This is a genomic window from Streptomyces sp. NPDC004788 (genome assembly GCF_053601115.1).
The window spans coordinates 1-14037 of record NZ_JBSGBF010000005.1; the positions used below are offsets into that span (position 1 = coordinate 1).

Genomic DNA, 14037 nt, shown 5'->3' on the forward strand with positions numbered 1-14037 from the left:
CCGCGCGGGGGGGGGGCGGGGGCCGCGCCGCGCCTCCCGTTAACACCTCTTTCCTCTGGGCTCGGGCTGGGGCCCCGCTCCCGGGTTCGCACGAACCGGGGAGCGGGCCCCTTCACCTGTCCGGAGTCCGGCTGGTCCGGATGCCCGGACCCGTCCGGCTGGGCGTCCATCCGGCTGGGCGTCCATCCGGTTGGGCGTCGGTCCGGCTGGGTCCCGGTCCGGCTGGGCGTCGGTCCGGCTACGCGTCGAACTTGGTGTCCCGGCCGACCTTCTCCCAGGCGTCCAGGTCCGCCCGGACCTGGTCCAGGTGGGCGTAGAGCGTGTCGATCGAGTCGTCGCCGAGCGCGAGGCGCAGCGGCGTCTCGTCGGCGTTCAGCGCCGCGAGGACGGCCGCCGCGGCCTTCGCCGGGTCGCCGGCCTGGCCGCCGTCGCCGCCCTCGACGAAGGCGCGGGTGGCCCCGACCGTGTCGGCGTAGTCGGCGATGGTGTCGGTGCTGAGGCTCTTGCCGCTGCCGAAGAGGGACGTGCGGAAGGCGCCCGGCTCGACGATCAGGACGCGGATGCCGAGCGGGCCGACCTCGGCGGCCAGCGCCTCGGACATGCCCTCCAGGGCGAACTTCGTCGCGCTGTAGGCGCCGAAGCCGGCCATCGACATCTGGCCGCCGACGCTGCTGAGCTGCACGATCGCGCCGGAGCGGCGGGCCCGCATGTGGGGCAGGACGGCCCGGGTGAGGGCGGCGGGACCGAAGACGTGGACGTCGAAGAGCGAGCGCAGCTCGGCGTCGCCGGTCTCCTCGACCGAACCGACGTGGGTGCGGCCCGCGTTGTTGACCAGGACGTCGATGCGGCCGTGCCGCTCGGCGACCTCGGCCACCACGCGGTCGATCGCGGCCGTGTCCGTGACGTCGAGGGTGACGGCCTCGACCTGGTCGGGGTGGGCGGCGACCAGCTCGTCCAGGGTGCCGGCGCGGCGCGCGGCGGCGACCACGACGTCCCCGGCGCCGACCGCCGCCTCGACGAAGGCGCGTCCGAAGCCGCTGTTGGCGCCGGTGATCAGCCAGACCTTGCTCATGTTCGTTGATTCCCCTCGTTCGTTGTGCAACTAGCGTGCGCCTGAAGGGCGTTGCCCGTCCAAGATCCCTCGTGATAGCCCATGGTTATGGATGTGAACGGGCACGTGGACGTGAGTCGGCTCCTGGACGCGCACGGGGTCGTGGACGTGCACGGGCGGGATCTGCGCTACTTCCTCGCCGTCGCCGAGGAGCTCCACTTCACGCGCGCCGCCGAGCGGATGTACGTCTCGCAGCCGGCGCTCAGCAAGCAGATCCGGGCGCTGGAGCGCCAGCTCGGCGCCCCGCTCTTCGACCGAGACCGGCACGGCGTCCGCCTCACCGAGGCCGGTACGGCGCTGCTGCCGCACGCCCGCGCCGTGCTCACCGCCTGGACGGAGGGCCACGCCGCGGTACGGGCCGCCCGGGAGGCCGCGGACGGCACCCTGGTCGTCGGGATGAGCACCAGCCCGGGCCGCGGCGGCCTGCTGCCCGCGATCCGCTCCCGCTTCACCGCGGCCCACCCGCGGGCCCGCACCCGGCTGCGCCAGGTCGGCTGGGAGGACCCGACGGCCGGGCTCGCCGACGGCTCCAGCGACGTGGCCTTCGTCTGGCTGCCGCTCACCGGCGCCGAGCGCTTCCGCTGGATCGTCGTCGCCACCGAACCCCGCCTCGTCGCCCTCCCCGCCGACCACCCGCTCGCCGCCCGCGACCGCCTCGCCTTCGCCGACCTCCTCGACGAGCCCTTCCTCGCCCTCCCGCCCACCGGCCCCGAGCTCCGCGACTACTGGCTCGCCCTCGACGCCCGCGCCGGCCGCCCCCCGGTGGTCGGCGCCGAGGTCGCCAGCGCCGACGAGACGTACGAGGCCCTCGTCGGCGGCCTCGGCATCTGCCTGGTCGCCACCGGCAACGCCCCGCTCCTCGCCCGCGACGGCGTCGTCACCCGCCCCGTCGACGGCATCTCCCCGTCCCGCTTCGCCCTCGCCTGGCGCGCCGACGACCCCCGCGGGCTGGTCCAGGACTACGCGAGGGCGGTGGCGGAAGTGGCGGGAGCGGTGGCGGCGGGGACGGGGCCGGGAGCGGTGGCGGTGGGGACGGGGCCGGGAGCGGTGGCGGCGGCCGAGCCCGCCTAGGTGTGCTGTCCGGCGGGCTACTCGCGGACGAACTCCCCCGGCTCGCCGTCCGCGCTCATGCCGTAGACCTGGAGCAGCTCCTTGCCCTGGTAGTGGGCGATCCGGAGGTTGCTGGAGCCCTCCTCCACACACTCCGGGTCCCAGCTGTCCGGGTCGCGGGTCTGCGGGCCGACGACGAGGAGGCCGCCGACGCCGCCGACGAGCGCGGTGGCGGTGCAGTGGACGTCCTCGGAGGTCAGGTTGCCGTCCTTGTCGGTGCGCGGGTAGATCTGCTCGAAGCGGACCAGCGGGGCGCCGACCGGGCCCTGGGTGACGGTGACGCGGTAGCTCCAGCGGTCGGGCTCGGGCTGAGTGACGGTGGCCGGGTTCTGCTTCCAGGTGCCGAGGAGGGCGGCGGGGACGACGCTCGCGCCGGACGCGGTCCGCTGGAAGGTGGCCTTGGCGACGCCGGAGCTCCATTCGACGACGTCGTTCGAGCGCAGCCGGAGGGTCTGGCGGGCGGCCGGGGTGCAGCGCTGGGCGGGGACGCTCGCGGTGACCTCGGCCTCGCCGAGGACCAGTTCGGTGTCGGTGGCGGAGACGAGGGCGGCCCGGCCCATGCACAGCTGCTCGCCGGTGACATGGGTGTAGACGGCCGTCCGGGCGCCCGCGGGGCCTTGGGTGATCTCGATGCGGCTGGTCTCGTAGGGGGCGTCGGCCGAGCCCCGGAGGACGCCTTCCCAGGCGCCCACGAACGCGGCCGGGACGATCCCGGCGGCCCGGGCCGAACCGGTGCCCGCGCTCGCCCCCGTACCGCCGCGGGCCTTGCCGTCCGGTCCGGCGGTGCCCGGGGCGGGCCAGTAGGCGTACGCGAGTCCCGCCGCCGCGGCGGCGACGGCGAGCGCGGTCGCGGCGGCGAGCAGCTTCTTGCGGCGGCGCCGGGGTGCGGCGGGAGCCGGGGTGGGGGCCGGGGTGGGGGCCTCGGCGGGCGGCTGGGGGCCCTGGTCCTCGGTGTCGAGGAGCCGGGCGGCGTGGCGGCCGAGCCGGGCCAGGACGTCGGCGGGCAGCCACGGGTCGGTGACCTGGAGCGTGTCGACGAGTTCGGTCGCCGAGGGGCGCGCGGCCGGGTCCTTGGCGAGACAGGCCCGGATCAGGCCGGCGAGCTCGGGCGCGAGGTCCGTGAGGTCGGGCTCGTCGTGGGCGATGCGGAACATGGTGGCGTGCACCCCGCTGTCGGCGCCGCCGAACGGCGAGCGCCCGGTCGCCGCGTACACGAGCACCGAGCCCAGGCAGAACACGTCGGAGGCGGGCGTGAGCTTCTCGCCGCGGACCTGCTCGGGCGACATGAAGCCGGGCGAGCCGACGACCGCGCCGGTGCTGGTCAGGCCGCCGTCGGTGACGGTGTCGAGGGCGCGCGCGATGCCGAAGTCGATGATCTGCGGTCCGTCGACGGTGAGCAGCACGTTGGACGGCTTGAGGTCGCGGTGGACCAGGCCGGCGGCGTGGATGTGGGTGAGGGCCTGGGCGAGCCCGGCGGCGAGGGTGCGCACGCTGGCGGGCGGCAGCGGCCCGTACTCGTCGGCCACGACCGTACGCAGCGAGGGCCCGGGTACGTATCCGACGGCCACCCACGGCAGCTCGGCCCCGGTGTCCGAGCCGAGCACGGGCGCGGTACCGGTGCCGCCGACCTTCTCCAGGGCGGCGACCTCGCGGGCGAACCGCAGCCGGAACTCCTCCTGCGCGGCGAGCTCCGGATGCACGACCTTCACCGCGACCGCCCGGCCGCCCGCCGACCGGCCCAGGTACACCCGGCCCATGCCGCCGGTGCCGAGCCGTCCGATCAGCCGGAAAGGCCCTATGACGACCGGGTCTTGCGTGCTCAAGGGATCCACGAGGTCAGAGCATGCCAGAGCCGGATTCGGCGCGGAGCGGTACGGGGCGGTGCGGACCTCGGCTAACAGTCCGGTTCCCCCGAGCCTCCTTCACCTGTTGCCGGGGGTGGCGGGCCTGGGTCTAATGGCGACGAGGGGGCTGCCGCAGGAGGAAAAACCCCATGCGTGTCGTCGAAGTGACCGCCTACGGCGGACCCGAGGTCCTGAGGATGGCCCGCCGCCCCGAGCCCGAGCCCGGGGACGTGCCCGGCAAGGTCCGGGTCCGGTTGAAGGCGGCCGGTGTGGCCGTCGCGGACATGAGGATCCGCGCGGGTTACTACGCCGACGAGCTGGAGCCGCTGCGGCCCCCGTTCGTCCTCGGCACGGACTTCGCCGGCCGGCTCCTCGATCCCGCGCCCGGCCCGGCGGGCACCCTTCCGGCCGGTACCCGGGTGGCCGGCTTCGTGCCCTGGTTCACCGAGCGGACGGGCGAGGGCACCTACGCGGAGGTCATCCGGGTCGACCCGGAGTGGCTGGCGCCGATCGCGGACGACATCGACTTCACCCAGGCGGCCTCCGTCCCCCTGGCCGCCGTCACCGCCCAGCAGGGCCTCGGCGTGCTCGACCTCCCCCCGGGCTCGACGCTCCTCGTCACCGGCGCCAGCGGCGTCGTGGGCCGCTTCGCCGTCCAGTTCGCCTCGGCGGCCGGCCTGGAGGTCGTCGCCGTCGCCCATGAGGGCGACGAGAGCGAGCTCAAGGTCCTGGGTGCCAAGCACTGCGTCACCCGCGGCGAACCCGTCGACGTCCTCAACCAGCTCCTCGCGACCGTCCCCGACCGCGTCGACGGAGTCTTCGACGGCTCCCTCGTCGGCAGCCCGGTCCTCCCCGCAGTCAAGGACGGCGGCGTCTTCGTCGCCCTCGCGAAGGACCGCACCCCCGTCTCCGAACGCGGCATCCGCGTCGAGACCGTCTTCGGCCGTCCCGACCCCGTCGAGCTGGCCGCCATCTTCCAGATGGTCGCCGACCGGCGGCTCATCACCCGTGTGGCCGACGTCATGCCCCTCGAAGAGGTCGCCGAGGCCCACCGCCGCGCGGAGGCGGGCCGCCGCCCCGGGCGGATCATCCTGATGATCTGAGCCGGCCTCGGGCCGCCTCGTGCGGACGATCCGCCCGGTCCAGGGCTACTTCGCGAAGTAGCCCTGGACGTCGGCTATGACGTCGACCGAGCCGGCGTGGTTGTAGAGAGTGATCCGGCCGTCCTTGACGGGCACGACCACCAGGTTGGACACGGTCTTCCCGGCGGGCACGTTCAGGTTCGAGACGCCGGGGCGCGCTGTGCCGTACGGATAGGCGGACAGGTACGTGCCCGCGGTCACGTTCGTCGCGGTCAGGTTGAGCACGACCGCGGTGACGTCGGAGCTGGTGACACCGCCCCTGCTCGCGACGGGCAGGTCGAACGTCTGGCCCGCTCCGAGCTTGAACGTGCCGAGGACGGGGTCCGAGCGGCTGTCCAGGAGCCGGGCCGGGGTCAGCGGCTCGAACCACGAGCCGGGACCGTCCACGTAGTAACCCTGCACGTCGGCGATCAGATCGACCGCGCCCGCGTTGTTGTACAGGTGCACCTTGCCGTCGACCACCGGGGCGACGACGAGGTTCGACACGGTCTCCCCGGCCGACGGGTTCAGGAGCGACGTCCCGGACCACGAGGTGAGACCGCCCTGCGGGACGACGGCCACGGTGGTGGCGGTCGCCGGGTCGGTCGCGGTCACGTTCAGCACGACCGACTTCGCCCCGGTGGGCACTCCGCCGCGGCCGGCCACGGTCAGCGACAGCGTCCGGTGCCCAGGGAGCTTCGCCTTCGGCGCGCCCAGTCCACTGCGGGTGTCGAGCAGCCGCGCAGGGCTCAGCGGCTGGTACAGATCGCCCGCGTCGGGAGCGTAGTAGCCCTGGACGTCGGCGATCAGATCGACGGTGCCGGAGTTGTTGTAGAAGGTGACCTTCCCGTCCTTCACCGGGACGACGACCATGTTCGGCACGGTCTTCCCGGCCGGCACGTTCAGGTTCGACGCGGTCGGCCGCGTCGTGCCGTACGGGTAGGCCGTGACGTATGTGCCCGCGGTCGCGTTCGTCGCGGTCAGGTTGACGACCACGGCGGTGACGCCGGTGGCCGGGACCCCGCCCCGGCCGGTGACGGGCAGTGAGACGGTGCCCTGGGGGCCCACCTTGGCCTTGGGAACGCCGGTCCCGGTGCGGGTGTCCATGAGACGCGACGGAGTGACGCTCCGGTACGCCTCGGTGGCGGTGCGGACCGAGTTGACCAGGCCGGCCTCGCCGATGACGCTGCCGTCCGGCCCCACGCCGTCGGCCGGCTTGGCGGCCAGGGTCCACCGGTAGACGCTGTTGGGCATCGGGTTGCCCGCCGCGTCACGGCCGTTCCACTTGGGCGCGATGACCCCGCGTGCCGGCCCGCCGCTCGCCACCTCGTACGTCGTGCCCGTGTCGCGGTTCCGCGCGCGCAGCGTCCACGAGGCCACCGGCTTGTTGAAGGTGATCGACACCAACGGGGCGGCGGGCGCGGCGCCGTCGACGGTCTTCTGGTCCCGGTAGTCCACGTAGCCGAGACGCTGGGTGGCGACGCCCGAGGGAACGAGGTGCACCTGCTCCTGGGCGTCGACGTAGGCGACACCACCGCCGAAGCGGTCCACGCTCCAGCGGACGTGCCGCTGCGAGACCCCGCTGTCGGGAAGCTCTCCGACCACCCGGCTGACAGGCTGAGCGGGGTCGAGTCCGGTCAGGACGAGCGTGCCTGCGGCCTTGTCGTGGGTGACGACGAATCCGTCGCCGAGCAGCGCCTCGCCGGCGGGCACGCGCTGCGAGGTGCGCTTCTGGAGGTCGTAGGCGCCGGCCGGACCGTCCGGACCACAGTTCCAGTACAGCCAGCGCTGGCTGGCCTGAAGTTCCTGCGGGACGCAGGGGGCCACGTTGTCGTACGAGGTGCTGTACCAGCCCGAGACCGTCCGCGTGCTGATCCGGCCCGGCACGGTGCGATCGGCCCTGAAGAGGACGGAGCCCCACAGCGCGGCGGCCGGGGCCTGACCGAGCGCGTGGCTTCCGCTCTCGGTCGCGTCGTAGGCCACGAGCGCGCTGTCGGGATCGCGGAAGAGCAGCTGGTTCGGGGCGGCTTCGAGGAGGCGGCTGCCCCGTGCGGGGGAGACGAGCCTTCTGTCGCCGGGACGTCCGACGTCGTACTGCTCGACGACGTCCACACCGCGCAGATGGGCGGCGAAGCGGCCGTCGCCCAGGTCCTGCAGGCGTGGGTCGCAGTCCGTGTCGTTGACGGCGCAGTCCGGGAGTGGTCCGAGGAACGCAGTGCGCTTGTCGAACTCCGCGCTGCCGACCCCGCCGGAGCGGAGGTAGGCCCGGTTGCTCTCGTCGCTGTCGTCGACGACGGCCAGCTCGCCCTGGGCCAGCGCGATGCCACGGATCCTGGCGGGCAGCGGTGCGAACCGCTTCACGAGCGTCACCGTCGCCTTGCCGTCGGTGCCGGCGGTGATGCGGCGGACGCCCCAGTCGTCGGCGCCGGAGCCACCGATGACGACGGCGGTGCCGTCGGAGCCGGTGGAGACCCCACCGGTCGACCTGCCGACGAGCAGGACGGCATCGCCGCCGCCGATCGGCTTGGCCCACACCTGGTTCTGGACATCGGTGTAGAGCAGCTGGTCGCCGACCACGGCGGCATTGTCGAAGTGGAACGTGCCCTCGCCCAGGTCCACGGTGACGGGCGGAGCGGAGAGATCGGCCCGGGAAAGGAGCGTGATCTTGTTCGTGGTGGCCACGGCGGCCGGGTCCCGCAGGGCGATGTACTTCGACGAGACCGCCATCGGGTACAGCTCCGGCGTCGGCGTGGCGAGCTGGGCGACCTTGCCGGTCTCCTTGTCGACCAGCGCGACCCGGGTGGACTTCCCGTCGGGTGCCTCGTCGGTCATGACGAGGTACGTGCCGTCGTAGTCGAACGGCACGCCCGGGAAGGCGGCCCCGTCCGCGTCGGTGACGAGCACGTCCCGGGTGGAACCGTCGGCCCGAGCGGTCAGCAGATGGGTTTCGACGGTGTACGTGCCCGTGCCGTCGGGCTGGGCGGCCGTCTTGTGGCCGACGACCGTCGAGCCGAAGACCTTCACGGAGTCGAGGCCGTCCGGCACGGCGACCTTCTGCGAAGTGCCGTCCGCGTGACGGAGCTCGACCTCACCTGCTCGCAGATAGGCGAGGGTGTCGCTGCCGGTGGCCTGGACGGAGGTCCACGGCGTGCTCGGTTCCGTGACCGCGACGGAGCTGCCGTTCGCGTAGCGGGTCCACTGGACGCCCTTGAGGCCCTCTTCGGTGTGGAAGACGCCCTCGGCGCCCGCTCCGTCGAGCCCCCGGAAGCGGGACTGCTCGGCGAGGTAGGGCGTGCCGCCGCGCGGTGTGGCCTTGAAGGCGGCCGGTAGGACCGTCTCCTGCGTCATCGGTGTGTCGGCCGCCGGTGCGGCCATGGCCAGCGGCGTCAGACCGCCGACGGAAAGTGTCAGACCCATCGCGGCGGCGAACGCGCCCCGCGCCAGGGTGTGGCGAGTCACTGAAGTCCCTCCCCGTGTCCCAGACCCTGCCGTGCCCCCCACCGCAGGGTGGGCCGGAGCCTACAAGCGCTTGCAGGCTCCGGCCCGCAGATTCCTTCCGGTTCCTACTCCGCGTAGAAACCCTGCACGTCAGCGACCAGATCGGTCGTGCCGCCGTGGTTGTAGAACGTCACCTTGCCGTCCTTCACGGGGACGATCACCAGGTTGGAGACCGTCGCACCGGCCGGCACGTTGAGGTTCGACGCGCCCGGACGGGCGGTGCCGTACGGGTAGGCCGTGATGTAGGTGCCCGCCGTGGCGTTGGTGGCGGTCACGTTGAGCACGACGGCCGTGGCGCCGGTCGCGGGTATGCCGGCCTGGCCGGCGACGGTCAGGGTGACCGTACGGCCGGCGCCGATCTTGGCCTTGGCGACGCCGGTGCCGGTGCGGGTGTCCATGACCCGGGCCGGGGTCAGCGCCTCGTGGAGGGAGCCCACCTGGGCGCTGGTGTAGTAGCCGGCCACGTCGGCGATGAGGTCGAGGGAGCCGGCGTGGTTGTAGAGGTCGATGCCACCGTCCTTGACGGGGACGACCACCAGGTTCGAACGGGTCTCGCCCTTGCCGGGGTTGAGGTGCGAGCCGACCACCGGGGCGCCGGTGGGCAGGGCGGTGACGAAGGTGCCGGAGGTGCCGCCGGTGGCCGTGAGGTTCAGGACCACGGCGGTCACGTCGGCGCCGCCCACGGCCGTGCCCGCGAAGGACAGGTGGGTGCGCGAGCCGGCCTGGACCCGGGCCTTGGGCGCGCCGAGGCCCGTGCGGGTGTCGAGGGCCCGCCACGGGGCCATCGGGCGGAACAGGGCGCCGTTGTCGTCCCACAGCGTGTGCGAACCGGCGAGGTCGGCGATGAGGTCGACCGTGCCCGCGTGGTTGTAGAAGACGGCCTTGCCGCGCTCCACCGGGACGATCACCAGATTGGAGACGGTCTTTCCGGCGGGCACGTTGAGGTTGGACGCGGTGCCGCGCTCGGTGCCGTCCGCGTAGGCGGAGACGAAGGTGCCCGATGTCGCGTTCGTCGCGGTGACGTGCAGGGCCACGGACGTGGTCGTGTACACGTTGATACCCGGGACGTTCGACAGGTCAAGCGTGATCGTTCCCCTGGGGCCGACCTTCCCGCGGGGCACGCCGGTGCCGTCGCGGGTGTCCAGCACGCGCCGGGGCGGCAGGCTGGTGAAGGAGCTGTGTGCCGGTGAGGCGCCGCCGCGCAGGACGGTGCTGCCGGTCAGCTTCACCTCGGCTCCCGTGGCGCCGTCCGGCCGGGTGCTGAGGGCCCAGGTGTACTCGCCGTTGGGCAGCAGCGTGCCGGCCTTGTCCTTGCCGTCCCAGGTCGGGCGCAGCCAGCGCCCGTCCGCGCCGGAGGCCAGCTCGCTGACCTTGCCGGTGCGGGTGTGGCGGGCCGTCAGGATCCAGCCGCCGAAGGGCCGGGACGGCACCAGGGAGGTGAGCACGGTCGGGTGCTCGGTGTCCCGGGCGTGGACGACCGGGGCGTCCTCCCGGGACAGGACGGACAGCGGCTGGGGCGCGATGCCGCTGGGGACTATGTGGATCTGTTCCTCGGCGTCGGCGTAGGCGAGGTGGCCGCCGAACTTGTCGACGGTCCAGCGGACGCGGCGCTGGGAGGTGCCCGTGTCGGGAAGGTCGCCCACGACGCGGTCGGCGGGACCGTCGGCCGCGGCGCCGGTGAGGACGAGCTTGCCGGCGGCCTTGTCGTGGGTGACGACGTAGCCGTCGCCGAGCAGGGCCTCGCCGGACGGGACGGACCGGGAGGTCTTGGCCGTACGGTCGTAGACCCCGGCGGGCCCGTTCGCGCCGCATGACCAGTAGAGCCAGCGGCCGGCGGCCTGGAGCTCCTCGGGCACGCAGTCGGCGCCGGTGTTCAGGGACTCGACGGCCTTGCCCGTCTTCAGGTCCTTCGCGGCGACCTCGCCCTTCTCGGCGCCGGCGCTCCACAGCCACGAGCCCCACAGGGCGGACGCGACCGGCGCGCGCTCCTCCAGGACCTGGGTGTGCGCGTCGTCCACGCCGAGGAGCAGGACGCGCTGCTTGGTCCCCGTCGGCTTGGTGGTGTCCACGACCAGATAGGGGCCGCTGAGGTCGCGGATGCGGGACGAGCCGCCCAGGTAGGCGGAGAGGAACCCGCCCTGCTCCCAGCCCTGCACGACGGCGTAGGCGTCGCTGCCCCCGATGTGGCTCAGATAGCGGCCGTCCCCGGTGGGCCAGTACTGCTCACAGGCCGCGTCGCCCGCAGGGCAGGCGTCCACGATTCCCGCCTTGGCGGACCGCTCGCCGACCGTGAGGGGGCCGCTCGTGCTGAGTTCGCGGGCCCAGGACTGCCGGTTGGCCGACCACTCGTCGCTGTGGTCGACGACCTTCAGCTGCCCGTGGTCGAGGGCGAGCCGCTCGACGGGCACGACCGCGCCGGAGGTCTCCCGATGTGTCGGCGGGACGACCACCTCCTGCGGCACCGTCGGCCCTTCGGTCGCCGTGGCCGGTGCGGCGAGCGGGATCAACCCGCCTGTGGATACTGCGAGTCCGAGCGCGGCGACGGTCGCCCTCCGCGCGAGGGCATGACGAACCACCTGGTTCCCTCCCCGTTTCCCCCGGGCACCCTGGGGCCCTCCGCGGGCCCGGGTCCCCTGGTGTTGCTGTGCTTGCCTGTTGCAGCTGCTGGTCTTCTGCAACGTCCCCCATTGCAGGAGAACGGAGCGTAACAGCGAGTGCGGACACTCAGCCCGCCGGTTTCCTGGGCCGTCAGGCGATCAGGCGTCAGGCGTCAGGCGTCAGGCGTCAGGCGGCCAGGCGGCCAGGCGGTGAGGCGGTCAGGCGGTGAGGCCGTCAGGCGGTCAGCGCTGCGAGCTCCGCGTTGGCCCGCTCGGTCACCAGCGCGAGCACGCGGCCGGCGGCGGCGAGGTCCTCGGTGGGTATGCCGCCCCAGACCCGGGCCGAGACGGGGGCGCTCTCCGCGGCGAGGGTGGCGAGCAGCTCGCGACCCGCGTCCGTCGGGAGGAGGTGGGCGCCGTCGGTGACGAGCAGCTTCCGGGCCTCCAGCTCGTCGAGGGTGGTGCGGATGTCTGCCGGGTCGGCCTTGAGGGAGCCCCTGACCTGGGCGATGAGCTCGTCCGCCGTCTGCGGGGCGTCGGCCGTGACGGCGGCGCGCAGGGCGATCTGCTGCTGGAACGTGGCGCCGTGCCGGCCCAGGACATGTTCCAGGACGCCACGGGCGGCGTAGTGGGCCAGGCCGAGCGCGCGGGCATCGGCGAGGGGAGCGGCGGCCGGGGCGGCGGTGGCGCTGATGGCGCCGGCGGCGTTGACGGCATCGGTGTGCACGGGCATGCTCATTCACTCCTCTAACGTTCAGGCGACTAACGTTTGTGCCACTAACGACAGTAGATCGTTCGTGCCACTAACGCAAGGGGTAATCTGCACCGCATGAGCGAGACTCCCGAGCACCCCGAGACCCCCGAGACCCCCGAGATGCCCGAGGTCACCGACCTCCCCGACCGCCTGCGCGGCCTGCCCAGCCGCCTGCTCGCGCTCACCTCGGCCCGCGCCGACCGCGTGGTGAGCGAGCGTCTCGCCGCCGAGGACGCCCGCAAATGGCACTACGCGGCGCTCGCCTCACTCGCCGAGTACGGCCCCACCAGCCAGGCCGGCCTCAGCCGTCGCACCGGCATCTACCGCAGCGACCTCGTCGCCGTCATGAACGAGCTGGAGGCACAGGGGCACGTCGCCCGCACCCCCGACCCGGCCGACCGCCGCCGCAACGTCGTGACGATCACCTCGCAGGGCCGCCGGCACCTCCGGCGCCTCGACGAGATCCTCGCCGACGCGCAGGACGAGTTGATGGCCCCGCTGTCGGTCGCGGAACGGTCCCTGCTCGTCAGCCTGTTGGAGCGGATGCTCGCGCGCTGAGCCTCAGCTTCCGCCGTCGAACAGCGCGATCAGAAGGCCCCCCAGCGCGGCGACCGGGATCCCGAAGGCCGCGCAGAACTTCAGCACGCCGGTCTCCGAACGGTACTTCGCCAGCACCGTCTTCTCCGTCCCGAGCATCGCCCGGCCGGGCCGGCGCGGGTCGTACACGACCGTCGCCACCGACCCCACCGGCTCCGGCTCGGTCACCTGGAGCTCGTAGAACTCACCACTGCGGCCGCCGTCCACGTGGATCCGGTAGTGCACCCGGAACTTCCGGTTCATCCAGTCGTGGTGGTACGACACCGCGTCGCCCTGCACGCCGTGCCGCACCAGCGCGCGCAGCTTCAGCCACAGCACGAGGTTGCCGGTCACGGCGATCAGAGCGAACAGCCCGATGACGACGAGCAGCGCGCCTATGACGGCGAGGGCCCTGTCCATCAGTTGCCGCCGCTGCCGTCGCTGTACGAGGACGTGAACCAGCTCGGAGTGGACTCGCTCATGATCGTTCTCCCGCCAACCGCTCGATGAGCGCCAGTGATTCGCGAACACTCAGGGTCTGTGCTCGGATCTTCGCACAGCGCTGGGCGTCTGTACTCCCCTTGGCGGCTAGGTGATCAGCATGCTCTCGTCCTGGATCTCCAGGTGGACGACGTGACGGTGGTCGCACGCCTCCGCCACGGTCAGAACGCCTGCTCACGTGGTCTCCGGGCATGAGGATCGGTGAGGCCTCCAAGGTCAGCGGCGTGAGCCGCGCGCTCGTCCAGCGGTCGCACCGAGGCCCCGAGGACCTGGTCCTCACGACCGACCGCCGCCGCCCGGTCCCCGGCCCCGGCGAGTACCTGGTCCGGGTCGCCGCCGCCGGAGTCAACTTCGCGGACGTCATGCAGAGCCACGGCACGTACGGGGGAGGCCCCGAGGCGCCGTACGTGGCCGGTTTCGAGGCCGCCGGGGAGATCGTCGGGGCCGGGCCGGGGATCGACAGCCCGCTCCCGCTCGGCACCCACGTCGTCGGCACCGGTTGGGCGCCTTCGCCCAGTACATGACGATGCCGGCCGCGGGCGTGCCCCCGTTCCCGCCGGCTGGAGCGACGCCGAGGGCCTTCACCGGGCGGGTCGTCGTGTTCGGCGCCGCGTCCGGCGACGCGAGCCTCAGCACCCACGACCTGGTGTTCACCCACCACGCCCAGATCAAGGGCCTGCACGTCGGCGCGCTCGCCGCCGAGGCGCCGGCGGTCTTCCGCTCGCTGCTCGACGAACTCGCCGCCCTCATCGGAGCCGGCGTCTACCCGCCGGGCGCCCCCGAGGTGCACCCCCTGGCCGACGGCCCGGAGGTGCTGCGGCGGCTCGGCACCCGCCGGACCCGCGGCAAGCACGCCCTCGACCCCTGGCGCTGAAGGCCGCCGGACGTCCGTCGGGGAACCCCGCCCAGCAACCTGTCTCGTCCG

General features: G+C 73.3%; 11 protein-coding genes. 5 read left to right on the forward strand and 6 right to left on the reverse strand.

Translation table 11 applies throughout. The features are described from left to right. Positions 1 to 238 precede the first annotated feature (238 nt). Positions 239 to 1072: an oxidoreductase gene (locus ACWEJX_RS04115; protein WP_451605980.1), complete on the reverse strand. Its 834-nt coding sequence runs from the start codon at positions 1070 to 1072 to the stop codon at positions 239 to 241. Positions 1073 to 1165: 93 nt separating this feature from the next. Between ACWEJX_RS04115 and ACWEJX_RS04120 the strand changes: the two genes are divergently transcribed. Next, on the forward strand, positions 1166 to 2182 hold the full coding sequence (locus ACWEJX_RS04120) for a LysR family transcriptional regulator (protein ID WP_451605981.1): 1017 nt from the start codon (positions 1166 to 1168) through the stop codon (positions 2180 to 2182). A 17-nt stretch (positions 2183 to 2199) separates the two neighbouring features. On the opposite strand, the gene ACWEJX_RS04125 is transcribed toward ACWEJX_RS04120, so the two are convergent. Next, positions 2200 to 4053 carry a serine/threonine-protein kinase gene (locus ACWEJX_RS04125; RefSeq protein WP_451605982.1) on the reverse strand — a complete coding sequence of 618 codons (1854 nt, stop codon included), beginning with the start codon at positions 4051 to 4053 and terminating at the stop codon, positions 2200 to 2202. A 161-nt stretch (positions 4054 to 4214) separates the two neighbouring features. Here ACWEJX_RS04125 and ACWEJX_RS04130 point away from each other — a divergent pair, with 161 nt between their 5' ends. After that, entirely contained in the window at positions 4215 to 5168 is a 954-nt protein-coding gene (locus ACWEJX_RS04130) for an NADP-dependent oxidoreductase (protein WP_451605983.1), read from the forward strand. A gap of 45 nt (positions 5169 to 5213) precedes the next feature. Here ACWEJX_RS04130 and ACWEJX_RS04135 read toward each other — a convergent pair whose 3' ends face one another. The 3 genes from ACWEJX_RS04135 to ACWEJX_RS04145 all read right to left on the reverse strand — a co-directional run bounded on the left by ACWEJX_RS04135 (position 5214) and on the right by ACWEJX_RS04145 (position 12014). Beyond that, positions 5214 to 8645, reverse strand: a complete 3432-nt coding sequence (locus ACWEJX_RS04135) for a hypothetical protein (RefSeq protein WP_451605984.1) — start codon at positions 8643 to 8645, stop codon at positions 5214 to 5216. Positions 8646 to 8749: 104 nt separating this feature from the next. Further along, on the reverse strand, positions 8750 to 11191 hold the full coding sequence (locus tag ACWEJX_RS04140; protein ID WP_451605985.1) for a hypothetical protein: 2442 nt from the start codon (positions 11189 to 11191) through the stop codon (positions 8750 to 8752). A 325-nt stretch (positions 11192 to 11516) separates the two neighbouring features. After that, a complete protein-coding gene (locus ACWEJX_RS04145) occupies positions 11517 to 12014 on the reverse strand; it encodes a MarR family transcriptional regulator (protein ID WP_451605986.1) in 498 nt (165 codons plus the stop codon). Between the two features lie 141 nt (positions 12015 to 12155). On the opposite strand from ACWEJX_RS04145, the gene ACWEJX_RS04150 reads away from it, so the two are divergent. Continuing rightward, a complete protein-coding gene (locus tag ACWEJX_RS04150; protein ID WP_451606115.1) occupies positions 12156 to 12593 on the forward strand; it encodes a MarR family winged helix-turn-helix transcriptional regulator in 438 nt (145 codons plus the stop codon). 3 nt (positions 12594 to 12596) lie between these two features. On the opposite strand, the gene ACWEJX_RS04155 is transcribed toward ACWEJX_RS04150, so the two are convergent. After that, the gene (locus ACWEJX_RS04155; protein ID WP_451605987.1) at positions 12597 to 13031 is read right to left on the reverse strand and encodes a hypothetical protein; all 435 of its coding nucleotides are present in this window, start codon (positions 13029 to 13031) and stop codon (positions 12597 to 12599) included. Between the two features lie 272 nt (positions 13032 to 13303). On the opposite strand from ACWEJX_RS04155, the gene ACWEJX_RS04160 reads away from it, so the two are divergent. Then, positions 13304 to 13636, forward strand: coding sequence for an alcohol dehydrogenase catalytic domain-containing protein (locus ACWEJX_RS04160; RefSeq protein WP_451605988.1), 333 nt, complete (start codon positions 13304 to 13306; stop codon positions 13634 to 13636). Then, positions 13633 to 13986, forward strand: coding sequence for a hypothetical protein (locus tag ACWEJX_RS04165; protein ID WP_451605989.1), 354 nt, complete (start codon positions 13633 to 13635; stop codon positions 13984 to 13986). The genes ACWEJX_RS04160 and ACWEJX_RS04165 overlap by 4 nt, the downstream gene beginning before the upstream one ends. The last annotated feature ends 51 nt before the right edge of the window (positions 13987 to 14037 follow it).

Bases quoted from the DNA above. Each gene is read 5' to 3' on its own strand.
- ACWEJX_RS04155 (WP_451605987.1), bottom strand. From the start codon at position 13,031: ATGGACAGGGCCCTCGCCGTCATAGGCGCGCTGCTCGTCGTCATCGGG.
- ACWEJX_RS04145 (WP_451605986.1), bottom strand. From the start codon at position 12,014: ATGCCCGTGCACACCGATGCCGTCAACGCCGCCGGCGCCATCAGCGCC.
- ACWEJX_RS04160 (WP_451605988.1), top strand. From the start codon at position 13,304: ATGAGGATCGGTGAGGCCTCCAAGGTCAGCGGCGTGAGCCGCGCGCTC.
- ACWEJX_RS04165 (WP_451605989.1), top strand. From the start codon at position 13,633: ATGACGATGCCGGCCGCGGGCGTGCCCCCGTTCCCGCCGGCTGGAGCG.
- ACWEJX_RS04130 (WP_451605983.1), top strand. From the start codon at position 4,215: ATGCGTGTCGTCGAAGTGACCGCCTACGGCGGACCCGAGGTCCTGAGG.
- ACWEJX_RS04150 (WP_451606115.1), top strand. From the start codon at position 12,156: ATGCCCGAGGTCACCGACCTCCCCGACCGCCTGCGCGGCCTGCCCAGC.
- ACWEJX_RS04115 (WP_451605980.1), bottom strand. From the start codon at position 1,072: ATGAGCAAGGTCTGGCTGATCACCGGCGCCAACAGCGGCTTCGGACGC.